Consider the following 22,597-nt stretch of genomic DNA (forward strand, 5'->3'; position numbering starts at 1 on the left):
ATTCATGCCTTCAGTCAAATTCTTCTGGATCATCAAAATGCGCAAAGCAAGTTTTCGTACCGGCCTCTTGGCCCTCGCTCTGATCGCCTCTGCCATGCCGGGCGCCGCCCATGCCTGGTGGAACGCTGACTGGAGCGGCCGCACCCGCATCACCTTGAACACCTCGGCGCAGGGCACCGAGACCAAGGAGGCCGCCAGCAATGTGGCGGTGGCTGTGCGTCTGCATTCAGGCAATTTTGATTTCACTTCCGCCAAGGAAGATGGCTCCGATCTGCGCGTGATCGCGGCCGACGACAAAACGCCACTGAAGTTCAGCATCGAGCGTTTTGACGGTGTCAACGAACTGGCTGTCTTGTGGGTGCAGATGCCCAATGTGCTGCCGGGCAGCGACAAGAATCAGTTCTATGTCTATGCCGGAAATGCCAAGGCCACCGCCGAGCCCGGCGACTCGGTCGCGGCGGCGGGCTTTGATGCGGCCACCGTGGCGGCCTTTCATTACAGCGACAAGGCCCCGGCCGGAGCTGACCATCAAGGTGGCGTCAAGCCGGAGTCCATCCTAACGATTGAGCCCAACGGCTTGCTGGCGGCGAGTGCCAAGCTCAGTGGTGCGCCCATCGTTTATCCCTTGAGTGACAAAACGATTGTCGACGGCGGCAATCAGTTGACGGTCAGCCTGTGGGTCAAGCTCGATGATGTGGCGAATGCCGGCGTCTTGAACTGGGGTGGGCTGAATTTGCGTGTCAAGGGCGGCAAATTGATCGCCAATGCGGGCAAGACAGAGCTGTCAGGTGGTGAGGTTGCGGCCGCCAAATGGACCCATCTGGCCCTGCGCTTGGGGCTGGGCAAGGCGACCTTGTTTGTTGGCGGCGTTCAGGTGGCGCAGGGCGATATGGCCACGCCGACCTTGGGTAGCAGCTTGAAAGTCGGCGAGGGTGCCGTGGGCTTGCTGGATGAGTTGCAAGTCTCCAGCAATTTGCGCAGCGCCGAGTGGCTGGCGGTGTCGGCCGGCGCGCAAGGTGCGGAGAGCCGCTTGGTGGCGTCACAGCGCGAAACAGCCGAGAGTGGCGACGGCGAAGAACATGCCGGCCATTTCGCTATTCTGGTCAAGAACCTGACTGTTGATGCCTGGGTGGTCATCATCATTTTGGGCATTATGTTTGTGATCGCCTTCTGGGTGACCGTCAGCAAAGCGATCTTGGTCAGCCGTGCAGCCAAAGACAACCTGAGCTTCTTGAAGCGCTTTCGCGATGCCGACAAGGACTTGTTGACGCTGGCTGCGACGCGCAAGCACAAGCACTCGCCCTTGTTCCGCCTCTATGAAGCCGGCATCGTCCAACTGGAAAAACGCAAGGTGGGCCAGGCTGGTGGTCCGGTCTTGAGCGGCCCTGCGATGAATGCAGTCAAAGCCTCGGTGGACGCCGACTTTGTGCGCGAGAACGCCCATCTGAACTCGAACATGGTGCTGCTGACGATCGCGATTGCCGGCGGCCCCTTCCTGGGGCTGCTGGGTACGGTGGTCGGCGTGATGATCACCTTCGCTGCGATCGCGGCCGCCGGCGACGTGAACGTCAATGCCATCGCTCCAGGCATTGCATCGGCCTTGCTGGCCACGGTGGCGGGTCTGGCGGTCGCGATTCCGGCGCTGTTTGCCTACAACTACCTGGCCGCGCAGATCAAGAACGTGTCCTCGGACATGCAAATCTTTATCGACGAGTTCATCACCCGTGTGGCTGAGCTGCACGGTGCGCCCTGAACTTCATCGCGTCCCCGAATTCATCCTCGCCCTGATCCGGAGCAACAGCTATGTCGGCCGACGTCAAAAGTGACAACCAACCCTATGACGACATCAACGTCACGCCGATGCTGGACCTCGCCTATGTCTTGCTGGTGGTGTTCATTATTTTGACCACCGCCTCGGTGCAAGGCGTCAAGGTCAAGTCGCCGACGACCCATGCGACCAGCAATCTCGCCAAGCCGCAAACGCGTGCGATCACCATCACCGCCGACGGTGCCGTGTATTTAGATGCCTATCCGGTCGACATGGATCAGTTGCGTGACACATTGGCGCAGTACAAAGCAGGCAATCCGGCTTTGCCGGTGGTCTTGAAGGCTGACGCGGCGGCGCAGTACGACAAGGTGATGCAGGTTTTGGAAGTGGCCAAGAAGCTGGATATCACCGAGATCGGCTTGGTCACCAAGCGCGCCGCCCCCGAGTAAAAAGAATCAGGCACAAGCCATGCAAGTACAAAATGAAGTCAAGCCGATAGACACGATCAACGTCACGCCGATGTTGGATCTGGCCTATGTGCTCTTGGTGGTGTTCATCTTGATGACCACCGCCTCGGTGCAGGGCATGTCAATCACCATGCCCAAGCCCAGCAACAAGCCCAGTACCGAAAAACATGATCTGAAGATCGTCCAGGTGATGGAGGGCGGCGGCGTCTTGATCAACGGTGTCGGCGTCACGCTGGCCGAACTGGAGGCACAGCTCTCTCAGGCCAAGAGCCGCGACCCGCAAATGTCAGTGGCCATCAAGGGCGACGCGCGCACCCAGTACGCCAGCGTGGTCGCGGTGATCGACCTGTGCAACAAGCTTCAAGTCAATATGGGCTTGGTGACGGCCCGTATCGGCACCTGAGCCGGCAGCCGAAGGATTGAATCATGAGTGGATTGGCAGAAGATCATCTGGATGACGCGCCCGGCCGCAAATGGCTGATCAGGCTGGGCGTGGCCTTGGCATTTTTGGCTGTAGTGGGTGCCGGCATATGGGCCGTCAAGGGGCTCAAGAGCAATGAAGCGCCCAAACAAAAGGTCGCCAAGATCAGCATCTTGCCCGACAGCCCGCCGCCCCCGCCTCCGCCGCCTAAGCCCGAGCTGAAGAAGCCCGAGCCGCCCAAGGACGAGCCCAAGCAGGTGATGCGTGACGAGCAGATCAAGCAGGCCGAGGCGCCCAAACCGGCCAATGAGCCGCTGAAGATGGAAGGCGCTGCGGGTGATGGGCCGAGCGCTTTTGCGGCCGGCTCGGTCGGCAAAGACTACAGCGGCGGCACGCCGGCCAGCGGCCCGGCTGGCGGCGGCGCCACCCCCGCCGACCGTGCGCAGGAGCGCTTTTACGCCAACAGCGCCAAGCAACTGCTGCGCGATGAACTCGAGCGCCGGCTCAAAAGCGACGCCGCACAACTGACCGCCACGTTCGCCATCTGGTTGGAGCGTGACGGCAGCATTCAGCGTTATGAATTGACACCCAGCGGTGACAACGGCAATGACACGGCGATGCGCCTGGCGCTGGATGAAACCAGCCGCCAGTTCAAGTTGCCCCCGCCGCCGGCGCTGACCCAGCCAATGCGCTTTCGACTCAGCGTGCGTCCGCAAGCTTGACGCTTGAAGACCAGCTATCGACCGAAATTTCCTTTCCCCTATTTGTTCCCCATCATGACCAAAGCCAAGCAGGGCACGACGTGCCCGCCATCAAGCTCTAGCGCTCTCAGCCTTTCAGCGCTGGCCATTGCCGCCGCCTTGGGCTGCGCCTTGCCCGCCCAAGCCCAAAGCATCATTAGCGCCGACGAGAAGCAAGAGCTGGCCGCTTTGCGCGCCACCACCCAAGCGCTGATCGAAGCCCTGGTTGGCCAGGGCTTGATCACCCGCGAACGCGCCGACGCGATCGTCAAGCAAGCCCAACAGCAGCAGCAACAAAGCGCGGCACCCCAGTGGGGCACGCCCCTGGCTGCTGGTGCTGCCGCTGGTGCTGCCGCCGGCGCAGGCACGGCTTCCAAGGTCGTGCGCGTGCCCTATGTGCCGGAGACCGCACGCCAGCAAATGCGCGACGAGATCAAGACCGAGGTGCTGGCGCAGGCCAAGAGCGAGCGCTGGGGTGAGCCGGGCGCCATGCCCGATTGGTTGGGCCGCATCCGCATTGGCGGCGATATGCGCGTGCGTGCGCAGGGCGATATGTTTGACGACGGCAACGTGCCGGCTGCAATCTACCGCGCTCAGACCAGCTCGCCCGCCTGGGCGCCCGACCTCAGCAACACCAACACCAATCGTGAGCGCTTGACGCTTCGAGCGCGCCTGGACGTGGATGCGCTCTTGTCGGACCAAGTGCAAGCCGGCATGCGCTTGTCGACCGGCGGCCTGACCGGGCCAACGTCGACCAGTCAAACCTTGGGAGGCAATGGCGGAGGCTTCAATCGCTACAGCTTGACCTTGGACCGCGCCTGGTTGCACTGGCAGCCTCCGGTCGGCTTCCAGGGTTTGAGTGCCGACTTTGGCCGCATGCCCAACCCCTTTTACAGCAGCGACCTGACCTGGTCGGATGACCTGAACTTTGACGGCATTGCCGCCAATATGAAGCATTATGTTTCACCGCAGCAGGGCTTCTTTGCCAATGCAGGTCTGTTCGCGCTGGAGGAGCTGAATCTCAGCAGCCGCGACAAATGGCTGATGGGCGCGCAGATCGGCGGCGAGTTCACGCTGGCCAAGGGCACGCAGCTCAAGCTCGGCTTGGCCATCTATGATTTCAAACACATTGAGGGCGTGCGGGAGACCGATCCGCCGCCGAGCGGCCCGCGTGCCGGCACTGTGAACTACTTTGCCAGCCAATATCCGGCCGGCTGGCGCCAAAAGGGCAATACGCTGATCAATATCAATGACCCGACCAGCGTGGCCGCGCCGACCTGGGGGCTGGCCTCCAAATTCAGGCCAGTCAATTTGACTGCAGGATTGAGTGTGGCGGCGCTCGCGCCGGTGATGTTGAACTTCAACCTGGACTGGGTCGAGAACACCGGCTTTGATTTGAACGACGTGCGTCAACGCGCCGGCATGGCGCTGAGCGACTTGGCCGCTAAGACCACCGCCGTGCAAGCGCGCGCGCAGGCGGGCAGCGCAAAACTGGCCAAGCGCGGCGATTGGCAGAGTTTCATCACCTACCGCTATATGGAGCGTGATGCCTGGGTTGACGCCTTCACGGACACCACCTGGCATCTGGGCGGCACCAACTACAAGGGCTGGTCCATGGGTGCTAACTACGCCTTTGACCGCAACTTCTGGTTAAGCGGGCGCTGGACCAGCACCCGCAATCTGGACGATAACGTGCGTTTCCTGGCGGTGCCGGGCGACCCGACTTCTGTCAGCGGCAACCTCAGCAGCGCGCCGCTGCGCATCGATGTGATTCAGCTCGATCTGAACGCGCGCTTCTAAGGGGTTGAGGATGAAGCCATATTTGAAGAAGCTCTTCTTGCTGTCTTGCTGTGCGGGTCTGTGTGCGGCCTTGCCTGCGCAAGCCCAGGACGCCAAGGTTTCCAAGGAACGTGAAGCGCTGCGCCGCACGCAGTCTGCGCTGAAGGCGGCGCAAGAACAGCAGTCCAGCTTGACGGCTGAGAAGGCCAAGCTAGAGCAGGAAAAATTGTCGGCCGAACAAGAAGCCGGCAAAGCGCGCGCCCAAGCCTCCGGCCAGGCGAGCAAGCTCAAAGGCTTGGAGCAGCAACTGCAAAAGCTGCAGGCCGATCTGCAAGCCAGCGAGGCTGCGAAATCAGCCTTGGAGGCTGCGGCCGGGACGAGGGAGAAGGAGTTGCAGCAGCAGTTGTTGGCGGCCCGCCGCGAAAGCGCAGAGCGCCAGCAGGCGGTGCAAGTGACCGCGCGTCTGCTGGAGCGCAGCACGCAGGCCTTGCAAGACGCCGAGGCCAAGAACCGTAAGCTGTTTGCGGTGGGTGAAGAAGCGATCAAACGCTATCTGAGCCGCACGCCCTCGGAGATCACCGGCATCAATGATCCCCTGTTCGGCTTCAATGACATCCGCCTGGAGAACGTGGCGGAGGACTTGCGAGGGCAGATGGATGCGCAGCGGGTGATCACCACGGCGCAGTCGAGCTCAAAATGAAGAGCAGGCTCTAAAGCCCAAATACTGGCCTCGGTTTCTTGCTCAGTAGCCGAAGCGTGCCTTGTAACTCAGCGGTGCAATGCTTCGGGCCGCGTAGTCGATGCCGCTGAAGGCGGCGTAGTCGGCTAGGCTGCGCTCTTGCCCCAAGCCGTACTGCCCTAAATCTGCGCCATGCCACAACAAATGAGCCAGACGGCGGTTGGCGGCTTCGCTGAGCACGCCTGAGCGCTGCTGGCGCTGCGCGTCCAATTCGGGCGACCAATGCATGGGCCGGCCCGAACCGCCGGGGCCGACATAGTGGTGATAGAGCGGCACGGCGGGTACGTGGAAGATGTCCCAGCCGCGTGTCCAGGCGCGCAGCGCGAAGGCTTGCTCCTCACCGTGAAAGTACAGAAAAGGATCGTAGGGCAGGGCGTTCACCAACTCGCCCGGCGCAAACAAGCAGCCGGCCGCGATGTGCAGGCCCAGCACCGGTTGATCGCTGGCCACCGGTACCGCTTCGAAGTAAAGCACCGGGTGCTCGGCCGTGAATGCACAGTCGGTCTTGACCACATGGGCCAGTACTTGCTTGGACACCAGTTGCGCGACCGGTTGGCCGTCCTGCATCTGAAAGGGGTTGGGGTAGGCGGTGATCAGGCAGCGCGGGTTCAGCACTTGGCAGGCATGGCCCCAGCGCACAAGGCGCTCGTCCCAGCCGGGCTCGAACCAGGTGTGGGAATCGACCTGCAGGAACCAACGCTCGCCTTGGTAGAGCGACATCGCGATCGCACGCGCCCAGCAAGGGCCGCGGGCTTCGAGCGGGTTCAGGTGCACCATGCGCAGCTGCTGCGCGTAAGGCTCAGGAATCTGCAGGCGCAGTGTGGGCATTTGTTGATCGACCACGCCGATGAAGACCCGCTCCGGTCGGCTGGCCTGGCTCAAGGCGCTGCGAATGGTGAACTCCAGGAGCGGATCGCAAAAAGACGCGATGCTGATGAAGATGCTGTCCTCTAGCAAGGCGCCGGCCGATGGATTGCTCACGCCGGCCGGTAGACGGTTTCGCGCCAGTGATTGACCAGGCGCAGGCGTGCAGGGCGAACCAGCGTTTGCGGATCGTGGAATTCGTGAATCGGCACGGCGCCTGCGTTGATTTGCTCCACCAGTTGTTTCAGACTCACGGGTGCAGGCAAATAGCCGCGCAAGAGAAAGATCGACACCGAGCGGCAGTTGTCCCAGGCCCACAGGTCATGCCAGCCCAGATCGCGCTCGCTCCAGACCGACACATGGGCCTCGGAGATCACGCCGTCGACAATGCCTTGCAGCACGAACTCGGGCGAGATGACCAGCGTATAGGCGCTGCGATAGGCAAGGAAGTTGAGTAAATCAAGGCCCGCGCTCTTGGGCATATGTTCGATGCAGTCGCCCAGGATCGTCAGGTCATATTGGCGGTCCAGCGCCTGGTGCTGCCAGTCGGCGGCTGTGCCGACGTGGAGCTCGTGATAAAGCTCGCGCAGGCCAAAACGCTCGATATAGCTGCTTTCCGCCTCGATGGCGCTGCGTTTGCAGTCGGGTGCCAAGCGGCTCAGCAATTGGCCATATTTGCCTGCGCCGCAGCCGATGTCGAGCGCAGTTTGCGGTGCAATCGCCGCAATGAGTTTTTCCACCAGGGAATCGAAGACGACAAAGGATCCGGGCATCGCGCCATTGTCGGCAAAAGATATGACGGCGGTTTGACGGTCGATCTGGAAAAGTCGCCAGCCCCAAAGCAAAAAACCTGCCGAGGGCAGGTTTAATGTGTTGAATCTGAAGGGGTGGTTGACGAGCCTTACCCCGGCACTGGTCACAACGGTTGGGGCTGCTTCGTTCCCGACCTGACCCGGTTGGCCGCGCTTCCATGCGAGGAGGCCCGTCAAGGCGGATTGTAAACGATGGCCCGGCTGGCTTGCGCCGGGCTGTTGGAAATCCGCTCAGCGCAGCTGCAAATCGTCGTCGCTAAAGCGTATGTTCAGCGGTTCGATCAGCAACTGTTTCGGGCCTTCTTCCAGCTGGCCGGCAATGATGGCGTCGATGCCGCAGGCCTTGGCGACCTCGACCGTGCGGGCCGCATCTTCGGCCTTCACAAAGATCGCAAAGCCCGCACCCATATTTAGCGTGGAATAGGCCTCGCGGTCGTCTTGCTTGGCTTGCTCCTGCATGAAGCGCAGCACCGGCGTGACGGGCGGTACGCTGTGAATACGGTATGTGAACTGAGCCTGATGGCGCAGCAGCTTGCGCCAGCCGTGGCCGGTGATATTGGCGCAGTAACGCGGCAGGATGCCGGCCTTGAACAGCGCCTCGGTGACCGGCGAGTACAGCGTGGTGGGCGCGAGCAGCGCGTCGCCATAAGTCAGGCCGGGGGCAATCTCGGTCAGATAGCCTTGCGGCAGGCGCTCGACCAATTTGCGCGCCAGGCTCAGGCCATTGGCATGGATGCCGCTGGAGGCCAGCAAGACGATGACGTCACCGGCGCCGAGCTTGTCGCCCACCGACAGACGTTCTTTCGGGTTGATCAAGCCGGTGCAAGATGCGGCGAGGTCGATACGACCGGCTTCGACGATGCCGGCCAGGGCCGGGGTCTCACCACCGCCCCAGGCGACCTGGCAGGTGTCGCAGGCGCGTTTCCAGCCTTCGACCAGGCTTTGTGCGCGTTGCTTGTCGCCGAACCAGTCCGAGCCGCCGGCGGCCCAGTAGGCTTGTACGACCAGCGGCGTGGCGCCGACGGTGATCAGGTCGTTGACGGCCATCGCAATGGTGTCCTGCGCGATGCTGTCGTAATAGCTTTTGCCGGTCAGCTCGCGCATTTCGTCTGCGACCAGGGTCTTGGTGCCCAGGCATTCGACGATGGAGGCGATGTAGAACGGGCCAACGTCGACCACATAGGCCGATTCGCCGCGCGAGGCCAGCACTTCGGTGAAGCCGTGCGCCCCGAGGTGAGCGCCGGTGGCGGCGGCTGCGCGCTGGGCGCTGATCTTCAAAGGATCGATCAAGTCGTAGTTGACACCGGCTTGGCTGTAGCTGAGGGTGTCGGCGGAGGAGGGGGCTTCGTGCGTGCTCATGGGGCGGGATTATCGGTCACTCTGTGCGTGTCGCGGCGCGCCTGCTGCTGATTGTTTCCGCTGGGTCGCTAGACCCAGCTCGCCCGGGGACTTGTTGAGAGGCCCGTAGAATCCACGCCCATGAGCTACCAGGTCCTCGCCCGCAAATATCGCCCCCACAGTTTTGAAGAGCTGGTGGGTCAGGAGCATGTGGTGCAGGCCTTGGCCAATGCCTTGACGCAGCAGCGTCTGCACCATGCTTATTTGTTCACCGGCACACGCGGTGTCGGCAAGACCACGGTCTCGCGCATCCTGGCCAAGAGCCTGAACTGCACCGGTGCCGATGGGCAAGGCGGCATCACGGCCACCCCATGCGGCGTTTGCGATGCCTGCCGCGATATCGATGCGGGCCGCTTCGTCGACTACATCGAACTCGATGCGGCCTCGAACCGGGGTGTCGAGGAGATTTCGCAGTTGCTGGATCAGTCGGTTTACAAGCCGGTGATGGGTCGCTTCAAGGTCTATATGATCGACGAAGTCCATATGCTCTCGAATACCGCCTTTAACGCGATGTTGAAGACGCTGGAGGAGCCGCCTGACTATTTGAAGTTTGTGCTGGCCACCACCGACCCGCAAAAAGTGCCGGTCACCGTTTTGTCTCGTTGTTTGCAGTTCAACTTGCGTCCGATGGCACCGCAAACCGTGCTGAGCCATCTGCGCCAAGTCTTGCAGGCCGAAAACGTGCCGGCCGACGCCGGCGCCTTGCGGCTTTTGAGCCGCTCGGCACGTGGTTCGATGCGCGACGCGCTGTCCTTGGCCGACCAGGCCATTGCCTTCGGTGCGGGCAGTCTGGTCGAAGAGGGTGTGCGGCAGATGCTGGGCAGCGTGGACCGCGGCCATGTGATCGCGATCCTGGATGCTCTGATCGCGGCCAATGGTGCCGATGTGGTGGCACAGGCCGATGGTTTGCGCAGTTTGGGGCTTTCGGCCGCTGGCACACTGGAGGATTTGGCCGGCTTGCTGCAGCAAATGGCAGTGGCGCAAGCCGCGCCGGGCGCCTTGGATGAGCAAGACCCGGATACCGCTGAAGCCGAGCGTTTGGCCGCGCTGCTGCCGGCCGATGAGATACAGCTGATGTACAGCATGGCGCTGCACGGCCGCCAAGAGCTGGCCCTGGCACCGGACGAGTACGCTGGGCTTTTGATGGTCTTGTTGCGCATGCTGAGCTTTCGGCCTGTAGGCACCAGCGGCGCACAGCCCAGCAAGCCCAGCAAGCCCAAGCCGCAGGCGGCTCCCTCCAGCGCGCCTTTGCTGCGGCCGCAAGCGGCGCAAGCTACGGTGCGGGCGCCGCTACCTCCTCAAGCCTCCCTTGCCCCCGCCGATTCACCCGTCCTTGCGCCGAAAGTGGCCGTTGAACAGCCGCCCGTAGCGACGCCATTGCCCAGCCCAAAGTTGCCTGATGATGCTGTAGCCGAGGTCGGCCAGGCGGCTGAGTCTGCAGCGCTGAGCTTGCATGTGGTACCTGTCGTCGCGCCTGTGGTGGCCTCGGCGGCAGCCCCTGCGGCTGCCCCTTTTACGGCCCCCTTTACTGCACCTGCGGTCAAGCCGGCCCTGCTGGAGCGTGAACCTGCGGCCGGCGGCCACAGTGCGCGTCTGCGCCCCCGGGCCGTCGAGGCCAAGCCCGCTCCCGCTGCTGTTGCGTCGCCCGAGGCGAGCGACGAAATGCCACCCTGGATGGATGCCCCACCTGCCGACGATGAAGGCGGCGGCGCAGAAGAATCGTTTTATGAAGCGGCAGACGATGGAGATGGTGAGCCGTCGTTGCAGGGCCAGGCTTATGCCTCCACTGCCGGTGCCGATGTGGCGCTGCACCCAACACCGCTTGGCGAGCGCTGGGCCGAACAAATTCGCCCCATGGGCTTGTTGGCCTTGACGCGTGAATTGGCCGTCAGGTCGGAGTGCGTCGCTGTGGAAGAGCAGGGCGAAACCTTGCTATGGCGCTTGCGGGTGGAGCGCGAATCCCTGCGCCAACCGGCGCTCAAGGACAAGTTGCAGGCGGCGCTGGCGGCATTTTTGCAGCGCCCGGTGCTGATTGAATTGGAGGCCGGCGTGGCGCATGATTCGCCCGCGCTGCGTGATGCCGCGCAAGTGCAAGCGCGTCAGCGGGCGGTCGAGCAGATCGTGGTTCAAGACCCATTGGCTCAGCAGTTGCTGGCCCAGTTCAAAACAGCGCGCATCGTGCCGGGCTCGATCCGGTCGCATTGAATTTTTTTGGAAAAAAGAGGAGTACGAAGATGATGAAGGGTCAACTCGCAGGTCTGATGAAACAAGCTCAGGCGATGCAAGACAATATGAAGAAAGCGCAGGACGAACTGGCGCTGGTCGAGGTCGAGGGTCAGTCGGGCGCGGGCTTGGTTAAGGTCGTGATGACCTGTAAAAACGACGTTAAACGCGTCACCATCGACCCCAGCTTGCTGGCGGACGACAAAGACATGTTGGAAGATCTGGTCGCCGCGGCCTTCAATGATGCGGTGCGCCGCGCCGAAGAAGTCAGCGCGCAGAAAATGGGCAAGCTGACGGCCGGCATGCCGATGCCGCCCGGCATGAAGTTCCCGTTTTGAACTTCATTTGATGATGCGCTGATTGGTGACTGCACTCGAAACCCTGATCGAGGCGCTCAAGCGCCTGCCCGGCGTGGGCCAGAAATCTGCTCAGCGCATGGCTTATCACCTCTTGCAGCATGACCGGGACGGTGCCGCGCGCCTGTCCCTGGCGCTGCGCGCAGCGGCCGAGCAAATCGGCCATTGCCGGCGCTGCCATACCTTCAGCGAAACCGAGATTTGCAGCATCTGTGCCGACGTCAGCCGCGACCCGGCGCTGCTTTGCGTGGTGGAATCGCCAGCCGATCAGGCGGCCCTTGAGCGCACCAACTCTTACCGGGGTTACTACTTTGTGCTGCTGGGGCGGGTCAGCCCCTTGGACGGCGTAGGCACGGCGCAAATCGGGGCGGCGGAGTTGCTCTTGCGTGCGGCCGAAACCGGGGTGGCGGAAGTGATCCTCGCTTGCAGCTTTACGGCCGAGGGCGAGGCAACGGCCCATGTCTTGGGCGAAGCGCTGCGCTCGCGCGGCATCCGTGCCACCCGCTTGGCGCGTGGCGTGCCGGTCGGCAGCGAATTGGAGTATGTTGATTTGGGCACGATTGCCCATGCCTTGGTCGACCGGCGCTGACGCGCTGGCCGCCTGCCTCACCCACTTAGAGGATTTTCATGACGATTGCCAACTATTGCATCTTGCTGGCCTGCGCCTTGCCGATTGTTTGCGCCGGTCTGGCCAAGTCGGGCAGCTTCGGGCGGCCGCGTCGTGAGGGTGGCTATGACAACCACGACCCGCGCGCTTGGGCGGCCCAGCTGACAGGCCGCAAGGCGCGCGCCAACGCCGCTCAGGCGAACAGTTTTGAGGCCTTGCCGCTGTTCATCGCGGGTGTTTTGGTGGCGCAGCAGATGAGCGCGCCACAAGGCCTGGTGGACGCGCTGGCGCTGGGCTTTATTGCCGCCCGCGTGGCCTATATTGCGGCCTATCTGGCCGACTTGGCCAGCCTGCGCTCGGCCATCTGGGCGGTCGGCGTGATCTGCAGCGTGGCGCTGTTTTTCAGCGCCAAGTAGGCGCTAAATAAACGCGCCACCTCGGCGCCAAGCCCGGCTCAATCAGCGTTTGCTCATCTGCCGGGCGGCGCTGCTGGAAGTCGGTGATGCGCCGCCGCCCGATTTGATTGCCACCGTGCGCGCTGCGCCGGGCTTGCCACCGGTCTTGGCCGCTGGTGCCGCCTTGGCCGCTTGGCCGGGCTTGCCCGCTGCATTGCCGGGCTTGGCCATGGCAAGCCGCTTGGTCGGGAAGGCTTGGTACATCACCACGGTCTGGCCCGGCTTGAAGCTGGCCTTGACCCCGACCTTGTTCCACTCGGCCACCTGCACCGAGCTAACGCGGTAACGGCTCGCCAAGCTCTCCACCGTTTCGGCCTTGCCGGCCTTGACGCTGATGCGGCGCAGCGGCGGCGTGTCGGCGGCCAGGTTGATCGAGGCGTTCTCGGCCATATGCTCGGACACGTCTTCGATGCGATGCGCCGCTCGCGGCACCAGCAGCGTCGAGCCCTGCAAGACCCGCATGCGCGGCGGAATCTTATTGATCTCGCGCAGCTGCGCTTCGCTCATGCCGACTTGCTTGGCCGCAGCGGCTGGGCTCATCGTCTGCGTGACGGTCCAGGCGGTCCAACTCGCCAGCGGGCCGCGGTGCGCGGCCAAGGCCTCGGCAAAAGTCTTGGCGTTGTCGTAAGGCAGCAGCATCTGGCCTGTCACGGCCGCCAGCATCACTGGCTTGTTCATCTGAGGGTTGAACTGCTTGAATTCCTCGACCGTCATGCCGGCCAAGCGCGCGGCCAGATCGACGTCGATATCGCGGTCCAGCGTCACGCTGAGGAAGTAGGGGTGGTTGGACATGGCCGGCAGATTCAGGCCGAATTTTTGCGGCGCCAGCACGATGTTCTTGACCGCCTGCAGCTTGGGCAGGTAGTAGCGTGTTTCGTCCGGCATCTTCAGATTGTCGTAATCGGTCGGCAGGCCGGCTTTTTGGTTGCGGGCAATGGCCTTTTGCACATTGCCCTGGCCCCAGTTATAGGCCGCCAAAGCGAGTTGCCAATCTCCACCGAACATCTTGTTCAAGCGGGTCAGGTAGTCGAGCGCGGCGCGGGTGGAGGCGAGCACATCGCGCCTGTCATCGCGGAAGATGTTTTGCTTCAGGGCGAAATCTCGGCCCGTGGCCGGTACGAACTGCCACATGCCCGAGGCCTTGGCGGTCGACATCGCTTGCGGGTTGAACGCACTTTCGATAAAGGGCAGCAGCGCCAACTCGGTCGGCATGCCGCGCTTTTCGACCTCTTCGATGATGTGAAACAGGTAGCGGCCGCCGCGCTCGGTCATGCGCTGCACATAATCGGGCCGGCTGCTGTACCAAGTTTCGGCACGGCGTACGCCGTCGTTTTCAAGCTCAGGCATGGCGAAGCCGCTGCGCAGGCGCACCCAGAGGTCGGCCGAGGCGCGCGCCTCGTTCAGATCGATGGCGACGCCCGGCTGAAGACTGTCTTCCAATACGGGGTGAGCGCTGTCCGCTGGCTTGGCGGTGTCAGCAAATGCAGCAGGCTGTGCAGACGCGCTGGCCGTGGGGCTCCAGGCCCGCGGCAAGGCATTGCGATCGCTGCCGGGGCTCAGGTCTTGCTGCGGCGGGCTGCTGGCGCAGGCGCTGAGCAAGCCGGCGATGACGATAGCGCTCAAGCGCTTGAGCAGCGCTGGCAACTGGACTTTTTTCATCGGTAGTCGTTCTTCCATTGACGCAGCTGTGTGAACACTGCGACCGGGTCAGAGACCCGGGTCTGGTTTGAAAACGCTTGAGCCGCCGCCATCACGGCCGGCTCGCTGCAGCGCAAAAAGGGGTTGATCTGCAACTCCAGAGCCAAGCTGGAGGGCAGGGTGGGCAGGTCTTCACTGCGGCGCTGTTCGCACCATTGCTGATAGGCCGCCAGTTCGGGGTTGTCCGGTTCGACCGCGCGCGCAAAGCGCAAATTGGCCAAGGTGTACTCATGCGTGCAGCAAACGCGGCTGGCGCTGGGCAGCGCCGCTAGGCTTTGCAGCGAGGTAAACATCTGCGCCGGCGTGCCTTCGAACAAGCGACCGCAGCCGCCCGAGAACAGGGTGTCGCCACAGAACAGCAGCGGTGCGGCGCCGTCACTGGGGCTTTCCAGATAGAAAGCAATATGGCCGGCGGTATGGCCCGGCACGTCGATGACTCGAAAATCTTGGCCCAGCAGGCGGAAGCTATCACCGTCTTGGCAGGGCGTTATGGGAACAGGCATCTGCTCATGCGCCGGCCCAAAAACAGGCGCCTGCTGATGCGCCAGCAAGGCACTCAGACCGCCAACATGGTCGCCGTGATGATGCGTCACTAGAATGCCAGCCAGACGCAGCGAGCGCGCTGCCAAGGCGTCAAGTACCGGGGCCGCGTCACCCGGGTCGACCACGAGGGCTTCGGCTCCATCGTGCAACATCCAGATGTAGTTGTCCGCAAAGGCAGCGATGGCCTCAAGTTTCATGCAGTCAAACCCAGATCTGTTCCCACTATTTCACGTCCATGGCCAGTGAAACCGCAATTATAGAGTTGGCCGCATGGCTGCAGACCCCGCCCGGGCGCTATTTGCTGGCCTGGGAGCAAGCGCAAATGGACGCGGCCGTGGTGGATCTGTTCGGCTTTCATGCCTTGCAGCTGGGTTTGCCTGAACTGCCGGGGCTGCGCAGCAACCGCATGCCGCATCGCTGGGTTGCGCTCCAGCACCCTGAGCAGGCCCAGGCCGGCGCCCTGGCCGGCCCCGGTGTGGCCCTGCACTGCGAGTTTGACAGCCTGCCCTTCGAGAGCGGCAGCTTGGATCTGGTGGTCTTGCCGCATACGCTGGAGTTGGCGCATGACCCGCATCAAACGCTGCGCGAGGTGGAGCGGGTCTTGCGGCCGGAAGGTCGCTTGGTGATTTTGGGGCTCAATCCGGCCAGTCTTTGGGGGCTCAGGCAAAATCTGGGCCAAGTGCTGCCGGGTGGTCCTCGGATTTATCTGCCGCAAGACGGTGATTTCATTGGTTACTGGCGCTTGCGCGACTGGTTGCGTTTGCTCAGTTTTGATGTCGAGGCCGCGCAATTCGGCTGTTATTGCCCGCCTTTGCGCTCGGCTGCTTGGCTGGAGCGCTGGGCCTGGGTCGAGCCTATCGGCGGGCGCTGGTGGCCGGTGCTGGGTGCGGTGTATTTCATCAAGGCGGTCAAGCGTGTGCACGGTATGCGCTTGATCGGGCTTGAGCGAAAGCGCGTCGCTAGGCGCAGCGCTGCACCGGCGGTCGCGGTGCAGCAACAACATAAAGAACAAGGTCCATGAATCAAGCAGTTACTCCTTCCCCTACATTGGCCGGTTCGGCAGCACCGGCAGCAAAGATCGCCAGGCCCGTGGTCGTCATCTACACCGACGGTGCATGCAAGGGCAATCCGGGCCGCGGCGGTTGGGGCGCATGGCTGAGTGCCGGCGGGCATGAGAAAGAAATGTCCGGCGGCGAGGCCAACACGACCAATAACCGCATGGAGCTGACCGCAGTGATCGAGGCCTTGGCCTCTCTGAAGCGGACTTGCGACATCACCGTGTTTACCGACAGCGAGTATGTCCGCAAGGGCATGACCGAATGGATTGGCGGCTGGCAGCGGCGCGGCTGGAAGACGGCCGATAACAAGCCGGTCAAGAACGCCGACCTCTGGCAGCGACTGGACGCCTTGCGCAAGCTGCATCAGGTCGAATGGCGCTGGGTCAAGGGGCATGCGGGCGACCCTGGCAACGAGCGTGCCGACGCGCTGGCCAACCAAGGCGTCAACGGCGTCTCTCGCTGAGGGTTGCCGAGCGGCCGCGCTGGCTTTGCTTGAGGCTCGCGTTCAAGTTCAGGTTCAGGTTCAGGTTCAAGTTCAAGTTCAAGTTCAAGTTCATTTGAAATTTGTGCGTTGTGCGTACGCTTGTCGTCGCTGACAGCCTCAAACACGTATTTCATGCCATTTGCTCGGCGAGGCCTGTGGACTGCCGCTAGAGTGCGCACCGGAGACTCGCATGACTGTTCACAGAAAATTTCACACCGTGGTGGCCCTTGTGGCTCTTGTTGGACTGAGTGGCGCCGCTTATTGGTGGCAGCACCGGCCGGCTCAGGCGCAAACCGCCCAAGCCTCTGAGGCGAAGCCGGATGCAAAACCGGGCTCGAAGGCCCCGGGCGCAGCCGGTGGCAAGGAAGCCAGCGGCCCGATACCGGTCGAGGTGGGCAGGGTCGAATCGGTCTTGCTGCCCGATGACGCGCAGACCGTCGGCACCCTGAAGGCGCGCCAGTCGGCGCTGCTCAGGCCCGAGGTCAGTGGGCGCATCGTCAAACTGGGCTTCACCGATGGTCAGCGCGTGCGCCAGGGCCAGTTGCTGGTGCAACTCGATGACAGCTTGCAGGCGGCGCAGCTGCAGCAGTCACAGGCGCAGGCCAGCATTGCGCGCTCCAGTCTGAAGCGCAATAACGAGTTGCTGGCGCAGGGTTTTGTCAGTGCCAGCGCGGTTGAGCAAGCGCAGTCGGTCTTGCAAGTGGCGGAGGCGCAAGTGGCGCTGAGCCAGGCGCAACTGCTGCGCATGCAGGTGCGCGCGCCATTTGATGGCGAGATGGGTATTCGCAGCGTCAATGTGGGCGACTACGTCAAGGACGGCAGTGATCTTGTCAGCATCGAAGACAGCTCCATGATGTGGGTGGACTTCCGCCTGCCCGAACGCTTTGTGCCGCGCCTGAAGATGGGACAACAGGTCGAAGTGATGCTGGACGCGCTGCCAGGCAAGTCCTTTACGGCCCAGATTGCGGCCTTGGATACGCAGCTTGATGCTAATGGCCGCTCGCTGCTGGTGCGGGCCAAGTTGCCCGCCGGCACGCCCGAGCTGCGCTCCGGCTTGTTTGCCCGTGTGCGGGTGTTGTTGGCCGTGCATCAAAACGCCTTGCTGGTGCCCGAGGAGGCCTTGGTGCCGCAAGGCGGCAAGCAATATGTGATCAAGCTGCTGGAAAACGGCGCTGCGCCGCCGACTGCCCAGCGCATCGAGGCCAAGCTGGGCCTGCGCTTGCCGGGTAAGGTGGAAATTTTGGAGGGCTTGAAGGCCGGTGAGCGCGTGGTGACGGCCGGCCAAGCCAAGCTGATGCGCGGCGAGGGTCAGGTCTTGAAGATCATCGACGTCGATAAGCAGGGCGTCCCGCGCGGTGCGCCAGCCTCCTCGTCCCCCGGCATCTCTGCCAGCGCGGCCAGCCGCTGAAAGGCCCGCGATGCGAATTTCCGAAATCTCTATCCGTCGCCCTGTCTTTGCGACGGTGATGTCGCTGCTGCTGATCCTGGTCGGCATCGTGGCCTTCGGGCGCCTCTCCTTGCGCGAGTATCCGCGCATCGACGAGCCGGTCGTGACGGTCAGCACTCGGCTGGTGGGCGCCTCCAGCGAAGTGATCGAAAGCCAGATCACCAAGCCGCTGGAGGATTCGATCGCCGGCATCGACGGCATCGAGGTCTTGACCTCGAGTTCGCGTACCGAGTCGAGCCAGATTACCGCCCGCTTCAAGCTGGAGAAGAACCCCGATGACGCCGCCGCCGATGTGCGCGACCGCGTCGCCCGCGTGCGCGGGCGCCTGCCCGATGCGGCCGATGAACCGGTCGTTGCCAAGGTCGAGGCGGATGCGCAGCCGACCATCTGGATTGCTTTCTCCAGCGAGACCTTGAGCCCGCTGGAGATCACCGATCTGGTCAACCGCATCGTCAAGCCGCGCTTGCAGACCATCCCCGGCGTGGCCGATGTGCAGACCGGCGGTGACCGCAAATACGGCATGCGGATCTGGCTCGACGCCGACCGCCTGGCCGCCTACAAGCTCACCGTGCAGGATGTCGAAGACGCACTGCGGCGCCAGAATCTGGAAGTGCCGGCCGGTCGGATCGAAAGCGAGCAGCGCGAATTCAGCGTGACGGCGCGTACCGACCTGAACACGGTGGCCGAGTTCTCTGAGGTGATTCTGAAGCAGACCGGTGGCTTCGCCGTGCGCCTGAAGGATGTGGCTCGGATCGAGGAGGCGGCGTCGAGCGAGCGCTCCCGCGTGCGCTTGAACGGCGTGTTGTCGGTGTCATTGGGCGTGATTCGCCAGGCCACGGCCAACCCCTTGGAAGTCTCTGCTGCGGTGCGCGAAATGATGCCCAAGCTGCAGGCCGATCTGCCCGACAGCATCAAGGTGCTGCCGGCGAATGACAACTCGGTCTTTATTGACCGCTCGATCAAGTCGGTCTACTCCACCATTGTTGAATCGGTGGTCTTGGTGGCATTGGTGGTGTTCGTGTTCTTGCGCACGCTGCGCGCCTCCATCATTCCCTTGGTGACGATCCCGATCAGCTTGATCGGCTCCTTCGCGTTGATGGCCGCCGCCGGCTTCACCGTCAACACCTTGACCTTGCTGGCGCTGGTGCTGGCGATCGGCCTGGTGGTAGACGATGCGATCGTGGTGCTGGAGAACATTTTTCGCCATATCGAAGAAGGCCTGGAGCCTTTCCAGGCGGCGCTGAAGGGTGCCAAGGAAATCGGCTTTGCGGTCTTGGCGATGACGCTGACGCTGGCCGCAGTGTTCGCGCCGCTGGCCTTCACGCCCGGGCGTACTGGTCGCTTGTTTGTGGAATTCGCCTTGACGCTGGCAGGGGCGGTGATCGTGTCAGGCTTTGTGGCGCTGACCTTGACACCGATGATGTGCAGCAAATTGCTGCGCCATAACGCCAACCCAAGCCGGTTTGACCGCGGCATGGAGCGCGTCTTGGTGTGGGTGTCGGATAGCTATGCGCGCGTCTTGCGTTATGTGCTGCGGGCACGCTGGTTGGTGGTGCTGGTGATGCTGGCATCGGGCGCGGGCAGCTGGTATTTGTTCAACACCATGAAGTCCGAATTGGCACCGATGGAGGATAGAGGCGTGATCGTGATGCCGATCAGCGCGCCGGACGGCTCTACGCTGGCCTTTACCGCGCGTTATCTGGACGCGGTTGATCGCATCGCGGCGCAGTACCCGGAGTTCGACCGGGCCTTTCTGTTCTCGGGCGGCGGCGGCGTATCTTCGGGGTTGGCGATTTTGCGTACCGTTGATTGGTCCGAGCGCAAGCGCAGCACGCAGGAAATTGCACGGCTGATGCTGCCGCAGGTCAGCAATTTGCCCGGTGTGCAGGCTTTCCCGACCACGCCGGCCAGCTTGGGTCAGGGTTTTACCGCCAGGCCGGTGAACTTCGTCGTGGTCACCAGTGACAGCTATGCCAATCTGGCCAAGGTCACGCAGGCTATGATGGCCGAGATGGGCAAGAACCCGGGTCTGAGTCAGCCGGACAATGATTTGCGCTTGAACAAGCCCGAGCTGTTCATGGAAATTGACCGCGAGCGCGCGGCCGATCTGGGTGTGTCGGTGGAAGCGGTGGCGCGCACGGTTGAGACAATGTTGGGCAGCCGCGCGGTAACCCGTTACAAGCGCGGTGCGGATCAATACGATGTGCTGGTGCAGACCGAGGCAGCGGGGCGTGCCACGCCCGAGCAGATCGAGCGCCTGTTTGTGCGCGGCCGAGGTGACACCATGGTGCCCTTGTCCAGCCTGATCAAGGTCAACGAGGCGGTCAGCCCGCGCGAGTTGAATCACTTCAACCAGCGCCGCTCGGTGACGCTCACCGCCAATCTGGCGCCCGGCTATTCCTTGGGCGAGGCGCTGAGCTTTATGGATCAGACGGCCGCCAAGGTCATGCCGGTCGGCTACGCGACCGAGTTGAACGGCGTGTCGCGTGAATTCAAGTCCAGCAGTGGCGCGCTCGGCCTGGTGTTTGTGTTGGCGCTGTTGTTCATCTTCCTGGTCTTGGCGGCGCAGTTCGAGAGCTTTGTCGACCCGCTGGTGATCATGTTGTCTGTGCCTTTGTCCATGGTCGGCGCCTTGGCTGCGCTGCAATGGTCGGGCGGCACTTTGAACGTCTATTCGCAGATCGGTTTGATCACGCTGGTGGGCTTGATCACCAAGCATGGCATTTTGATCGTCGAGTTCAGTAATCAGTTACGTCAGCAGGGGCGCGGCGTCCACGCTGCCGTGGTCGAGGCGGCCGCCTTGCGTTTGCGACCCATCTTGATGACCACCGGTGCGATGGTGCTGGGTGCCTTGCCTTTGGCGCTGGCCAGTGGCGCTGGCGCCGAGAGCCGCCAGCAAATCGGCTGGGTGATTGTCGGCGGCATGAGCTTTGGCACCTTGCTGACCATCTTTGTCGTGCCGACCATGTACACGCTGTTTGCGCGCAAGAGCACGCCGGGAGAGATCACGACGCCGGCCTTGTCGAACTGACTCGAACTGATTCGGGCCAGCCTCTAAAATGCCGCGATACACCCTGGGGAATTACAGATGAGCATCAAGAGCGATAAGTGGATACGCCGTATGGCCGAGCAGCACGGCATGATCGAGCCGTTTGAGCCGGGCCAGGTGCGCGCCAACGCGGCCGGCGAGAAAATCGTCAGCTACGGCACTTCCAGCTATGGCTACGACATCCGCTGCGCGCCCGAGTTCAAGGTCTTCACCAATGTCTACAGCTCCATCGTCGACCCGAAGAACTTCGATGAGAAGAGCTTTGTCGACATGGAGGGCGACTACTGCATCATCCCGCCGAACAGTTTTTGCCTGGCCCGCACGGTCGAGTATTTCCGCATTCCGCGCAATGTGCTGACGGTGTGCCTGGGCAAAAGCACTTATGCGCGCTGCGGCATCATCGTCAACGTGACGCCGTTTGAGCCCGAGTGGGAAGGCTATGTGACGCTGGAGTTCAGCAACACCACGCCGCTGCCGGCCAAGATCTATGCGGGCGAGGGCTGTGCGCAAGTGCTGTTCTTCGAGAGCGACGAGGTCTGCGAGACCAGCTACAAGGATCGTGGCGGCAAGTACCAGGGTCAGCGTGGCGTGACGCTGCCTAAAACTTGAAAGAAGGACTTACGCAAAACCGCCCCAGCGTCGTTCCGACGCCTTGTCGTACAAGGCGTACTGCCTTTGGCGTCATGCCTAGCTGGAACAATTTTGCGTAAGTCCCAAGAAGAAAACTTGAATCGAATCAGCGGGTGAAAGGCCGGCTTTTTCGGATTTAAGTTTTTGCTCAGGCCGGCATCATGGAGCTATCCAAGCCCCAAGCCGAGGAAACCATGAGCAACGTCTATCGCCTGACACCAGATCTGCCGCTTAGCGCACCGATCTATTTCGATCTGCGCGAGGCCTCGCCCGATTACGTCTTCAATGGGCATTCGTTCGATCCGGCGCTGCGCCCACAGTCCTCGCTTGAATTCGGCTCACCGATTGTTGGGCCGGTAGATGGCGGCGATCTGCAACGCTTTCACGCGCTGATGGCGCATGAGGGCTTGGCCCTGCAGCCGACCCGCATGCTCTATGACCGCCTGTATGCCTGCGAGCGCTTGGCCCAGGGTCACGCCAGCGCTAATGCGAGCTTGCGTGAATTGGCGATGCGCATGTTCAATAATTATCAGCAAGCCGGGGAATGGATAGGCTTGATCCACTGAGTCAGCCTTCGTACTGCGCGATCAAAGAGCCCTCGTAAGAGGGCTTTTTGTTGCTGGGTTCACAGCGCCGTTAGCCAGTCGCAACGCAGGCGCCCGCTGCGATGCAGCCGAACTCGCCACGAGGCGTAAAAGCCCGGCAGCAAAAAACCCGCCGGGCATAAGGGCAGCAAGGCCCATTCATGGATCAGCAGCAGCGCCGGCAGAGCCACCCAGCCGATCACCCAGGCCGTCAGCACCATGTCCCAGGCACACAACTCAAGCGGGTGTCGGCGGCCATGCAGGAACAACCAGCGCTTGATCTGAGTCAGCTGAACCAGGGTCATGGCACACCTCCGTGCTTGCGGGCGACTAGGTGTCAGTTTCATGTCAGCTTGGCAATCGGTCAAGGCTGGGGGAATATCCAGTCGAAGCGCGGTGCCGACGGTGAAAACCCATGGAGCCTTACTTTTGGCATGGGGCTAACCACGGTGTAGGCTGCGAGCCTCTTTGAAAA

The 22,597-nt window shown here is 62.4% G+C and carries 22 protein-coding genes and 1 other RNA gene; 16 read left to right on the plus strand and 7 right to left on the minus strand.

What is annotated here, in order from left to right:
• Nucleotides 1-37 precede the first annotated feature (37 nt).
• Genes PRZ03_RS05465 through PRZ03_RS05490 form a run of 6 tightly spaced genes read left to right on the plus strand, consistent with a single transcriptional unit; the run spans nucleotide 38 to nucleotide 5,875 of the window.
• The gene (locus PRZ03_RS05465; RefSeq protein WP_273599376.1) at nucleotides 38-1,753 is read left to right on the plus strand and encodes a MotA/TolQ/ExbB proton channel family protein; all 1,716 of its coding nucleotides are present in this window, start codon (nucleotides 38-40) and stop codon (nucleotides 1,751-1,753) included.
• A 50-nt stretch (nucleotides 1,754-1,803) separates the two neighbouring features.
• Nucleotides 1,804-2,217, plus strand: coding sequence for an ExbD/TolR family protein (locus PRZ03_RS05470; protein ID WP_263557344.1), 414 nt, complete (start codon nucleotides 1,804-1,806; stop codon nucleotides 2,215-2,217).
• Nucleotides 2,218-2,236: 19 nt separating this feature from the next.
• Nucleotides 2,237-2,638 (plus strand): ExbD/TolR family protein, encoded by a 402-nt coding sequence (locus tag PRZ03_RS05475; RefSeq protein ID WP_273599377.1) that lies wholly within the window; start codon nucleotides 2,237-2,239, stop codon nucleotides 2,636-2,638.
• Between the two features lie 23 nt (nucleotides 2,639-2,661).
• A complete protein-coding gene (locus PRZ03_RS05480; RefSeq protein WP_273599378.1) occupies nucleotides 2,662-3,378 on the plus strand; it encodes a TonB C-terminal domain-containing protein in 717 nt (238 codons plus the stop codon).
• A 54-nt stretch (nucleotides 3,379-3,432) separates the two neighbouring features.
• The gene (locus PRZ03_RS05485; protein ID WP_273599379.1) at nucleotides 3,433-5,196 is read left to right on the plus strand and encodes a putative porin; all 1,764 of its coding nucleotides are present in this window, start codon (nucleotides 3,433-3,435) and stop codon (nucleotides 5,194-5,196) included.
• A gap of 10 nt (nucleotides 5,197-5,206) precedes the next feature.
• Nucleotides 5,207-5,875: a hypothetical protein gene (locus PRZ03_RS05490; RefSeq protein ID WP_273599380.1), complete on the plus strand. Its 669-nt coding sequence runs from the start codon at nucleotides 5,207-5,209 to the stop codon at nucleotides 5,873-5,875.
• Between the two features lie 42 nt (nucleotides 5,876-5,917).
• On the opposite strand, the gene PRZ03_RS05495 is transcribed toward PRZ03_RS05490, so the two are convergent.
• From PRZ03_RS05495 to PRZ03_RS05510, 4 genes are all read right to left on the minus strand, one after another.
• On the minus strand, nucleotides 5,918-6,895 hold the full coding sequence (locus PRZ03_RS05495; RefSeq protein ID WP_273599381.1) for a GlcNAc-transferase family protein: 978 nt from the start codon (nucleotides 6,893-6,895) through the stop codon (nucleotides 5,918-5,920).
• The gene (locus tag PRZ03_RS05500; protein ID WP_273599382.1) at nucleotides 6,892-7,551 is read right to left on the minus strand and encodes a class I SAM-dependent methyltransferase; all 660 of its coding nucleotides are present in this window, start codon (nucleotides 7,549-7,551) and stop codon (nucleotides 6,892-6,894) included. Before PRZ03_RS05500 ends, PRZ03_RS05495 begins: the two co-directional genes overlap by 4 nt.
• A 117-nt stretch (nucleotides 7,552-7,668) precedes the next feature.
• Nucleotides 7,669-7,765: signal recognition particle sRNA small type (gene ffs, locus PRZ03_RS05505), an RNA gene on the minus strand.
• Between the two features lie 56 nt (nucleotides 7,766-7,821).
• Nucleotides 7,822-8,949: an AIR synthase related protein gene (locus PRZ03_RS05510; protein WP_273599383.1), complete on the minus strand. Its 1,128-nt coding sequence runs from the start codon at nucleotides 8,947-8,949 to the stop codon at nucleotides 7,822-7,824.
• Nucleotides 8,950-9,069: 120 nt separating this feature from the next.
• On the opposite strand from PRZ03_RS05510, the gene dnaX reads away from it, so the two are divergent.
• The 4 genes from dnaX to PRZ03_RS05530 are packed head-to-tail and all read left to right on the plus strand — an operon-like array spanning nucleotide 9,070 to nucleotide 12,590.
• Entirely contained in the window at nucleotides 9,070-11,193 is a 2,124-nt protein-coding gene (gene dnaX / locus PRZ03_RS05515) for a DNA polymerase III subunit gamma/tau (RefSeq protein ID WP_273599384.1), read from the plus strand.
• Nucleotides 11,194-11,222: 29 nt separating this feature from the next.
• Nucleotides 11,223-11,549, plus strand: a complete 327-nt coding sequence (locus PRZ03_RS05520; protein ID WP_273599385.1) for a YbaB/EbfC family nucleoid-associated protein — start codon at nucleotides 11,223-11,225, stop codon at nucleotides 11,547-11,549.
• A 22-nt stretch (nucleotides 11,550-11,571) separates the two neighbouring features.
• Complete coding sequence (gene recR / locus PRZ03_RS05525) at nucleotides 11,572-12,156, plus strand: recombination mediator RecR (protein ID WP_263533348.1); 585 nt, start codon at nucleotides 11,572-11,574, stop codon at nucleotides 12,154-12,156.
• A 38-nt stretch (nucleotides 12,157-12,194) separates the two neighbouring features.
• Nucleotides 12,195-12,590, plus strand: a complete 396-nt coding sequence (locus PRZ03_RS05530; RefSeq protein WP_273599386.1) for an MAPEG family protein — start codon at nucleotides 12,195-12,197, stop codon at nucleotides 12,588-12,590.
• A gap of 42 nt (nucleotides 12,591-12,632) precedes the next feature.
• On the opposite strand, the gene PRZ03_RS05535 is transcribed toward PRZ03_RS05530, so the two are convergent.
• Both PRZ03_RS05535 and gloB read right to left on the minus strand, forming a co-directional pair.
• Complete coding sequence (locus PRZ03_RS05535; protein ID WP_273599387.1) at nucleotides 12,633-14,306, minus strand: transglycosylase SLT domain-containing protein; 1,674 nt, start codon at nucleotides 14,304-14,306, stop codon at nucleotides 12,633-12,635.
• The gene (gene gloB / locus PRZ03_RS05540) at nucleotides 14,285-15,067 is read right to left on the minus strand and encodes a hydroxyacylglutathione hydrolase (RefSeq protein WP_273599388.1); all 783 of its coding nucleotides are present in this window, start codon (nucleotides 15,065-15,067) and stop codon (nucleotides 14,285-14,287) included. The genes PRZ03_RS05535 and gloB overlap by 22 nt, the downstream gene beginning before the upstream one ends.
• A gap of 38 nt (nucleotides 15,068-15,105) precedes the next feature.
• Here gloB and PRZ03_RS05545 point away from each other — a divergent pair, with 38 nt between their 5' ends.
• From PRZ03_RS05545 to PRZ03_RS05570, 6 genes are all read left to right on the plus strand, one after another.
• A complete protein-coding gene (locus PRZ03_RS05545; RefSeq protein WP_273599389.1) occupies nucleotides 15,106-15,891 on the plus strand; it encodes a class I SAM-dependent methyltransferase in 786 nt (261 codons plus the stop codon).
• Nucleotides 15,888-16,391 carry a ribonuclease HI gene (gene rnhA, locus PRZ03_RS05550; protein WP_273599390.1) on the plus strand — a complete coding sequence of 168 codons (504 nt, stop codon included), beginning with the start codon at nucleotides 15,888-15,890 and terminating at the stop codon, nucleotides 16,389-16,391. The genes PRZ03_RS05545 and rnhA overlap by 4 nt, the downstream gene beginning before the upstream one ends.
• A gap of 211 nt (nucleotides 16,392-16,602) precedes the next feature.
• The gene (locus tag PRZ03_RS05555; RefSeq protein WP_273599391.1) at nucleotides 16,603-17,820 is read left to right on the plus strand and encodes an efflux RND transporter periplasmic adaptor subunit; all 1,218 of its coding nucleotides are present in this window, start codon (nucleotides 16,603-16,605) and stop codon (nucleotides 17,818-17,820) included.
• Between the two features lie 10 nt (nucleotides 17,821-17,830).
• On the plus strand, nucleotides 17,831-20,890 hold the full coding sequence (locus PRZ03_RS05560; RefSeq protein WP_273599392.1) for an efflux RND transporter permease subunit: 3,060 nt from the start codon (nucleotides 17,831-17,833) through the stop codon (nucleotides 20,888-20,890).
• 57 nt (nucleotides 20,891-20,947) lie between these two features.
• On the plus strand, nucleotides 20,948-21,517 hold the full coding sequence (gene dcd / locus PRZ03_RS05565) for a dCTP deaminase (protein WP_263533340.1): 570 nt from the start codon (nucleotides 20,948-20,950) through the stop codon (nucleotides 21,515-21,517).
• Nucleotides 21,518-21,732: 215 nt separating this feature from the next.
• Nucleotides 21,733-22,104: a hypothetical protein gene (locus PRZ03_RS05570; protein ID WP_273599393.1), complete on the plus strand. Its 372-nt coding sequence runs from the start codon at nucleotides 21,733-21,735 to the stop codon at nucleotides 22,102-22,104.
• Between the two features lie 59 nt (nucleotides 22,105-22,163).
• On the opposite strand, the gene PRZ03_RS05575 is transcribed toward PRZ03_RS05570, so the two are convergent.
• Nucleotides 22,164-22,427: a hypothetical protein gene (locus PRZ03_RS05575; RefSeq protein WP_263533338.1), complete on the minus strand. Its 264-nt coding sequence runs from the start codon at nucleotides 22,425-22,427 to the stop codon at nucleotides 22,164-22,166.
• Between the last annotated feature and the right edge of the window lie 170 nt (nucleotides 22,428-22,597).

Origin of the sequence: Roseateles albus (assembly GCF_028595345.1) — a bacterium.
Taxonomy (GTDB): Bacteria; Pseudomonadota; Gammaproteobacteria; order Burkholderiales; family Burkholderiaceae_C; genus Paucibacter_A; species Paucibacter_A albus.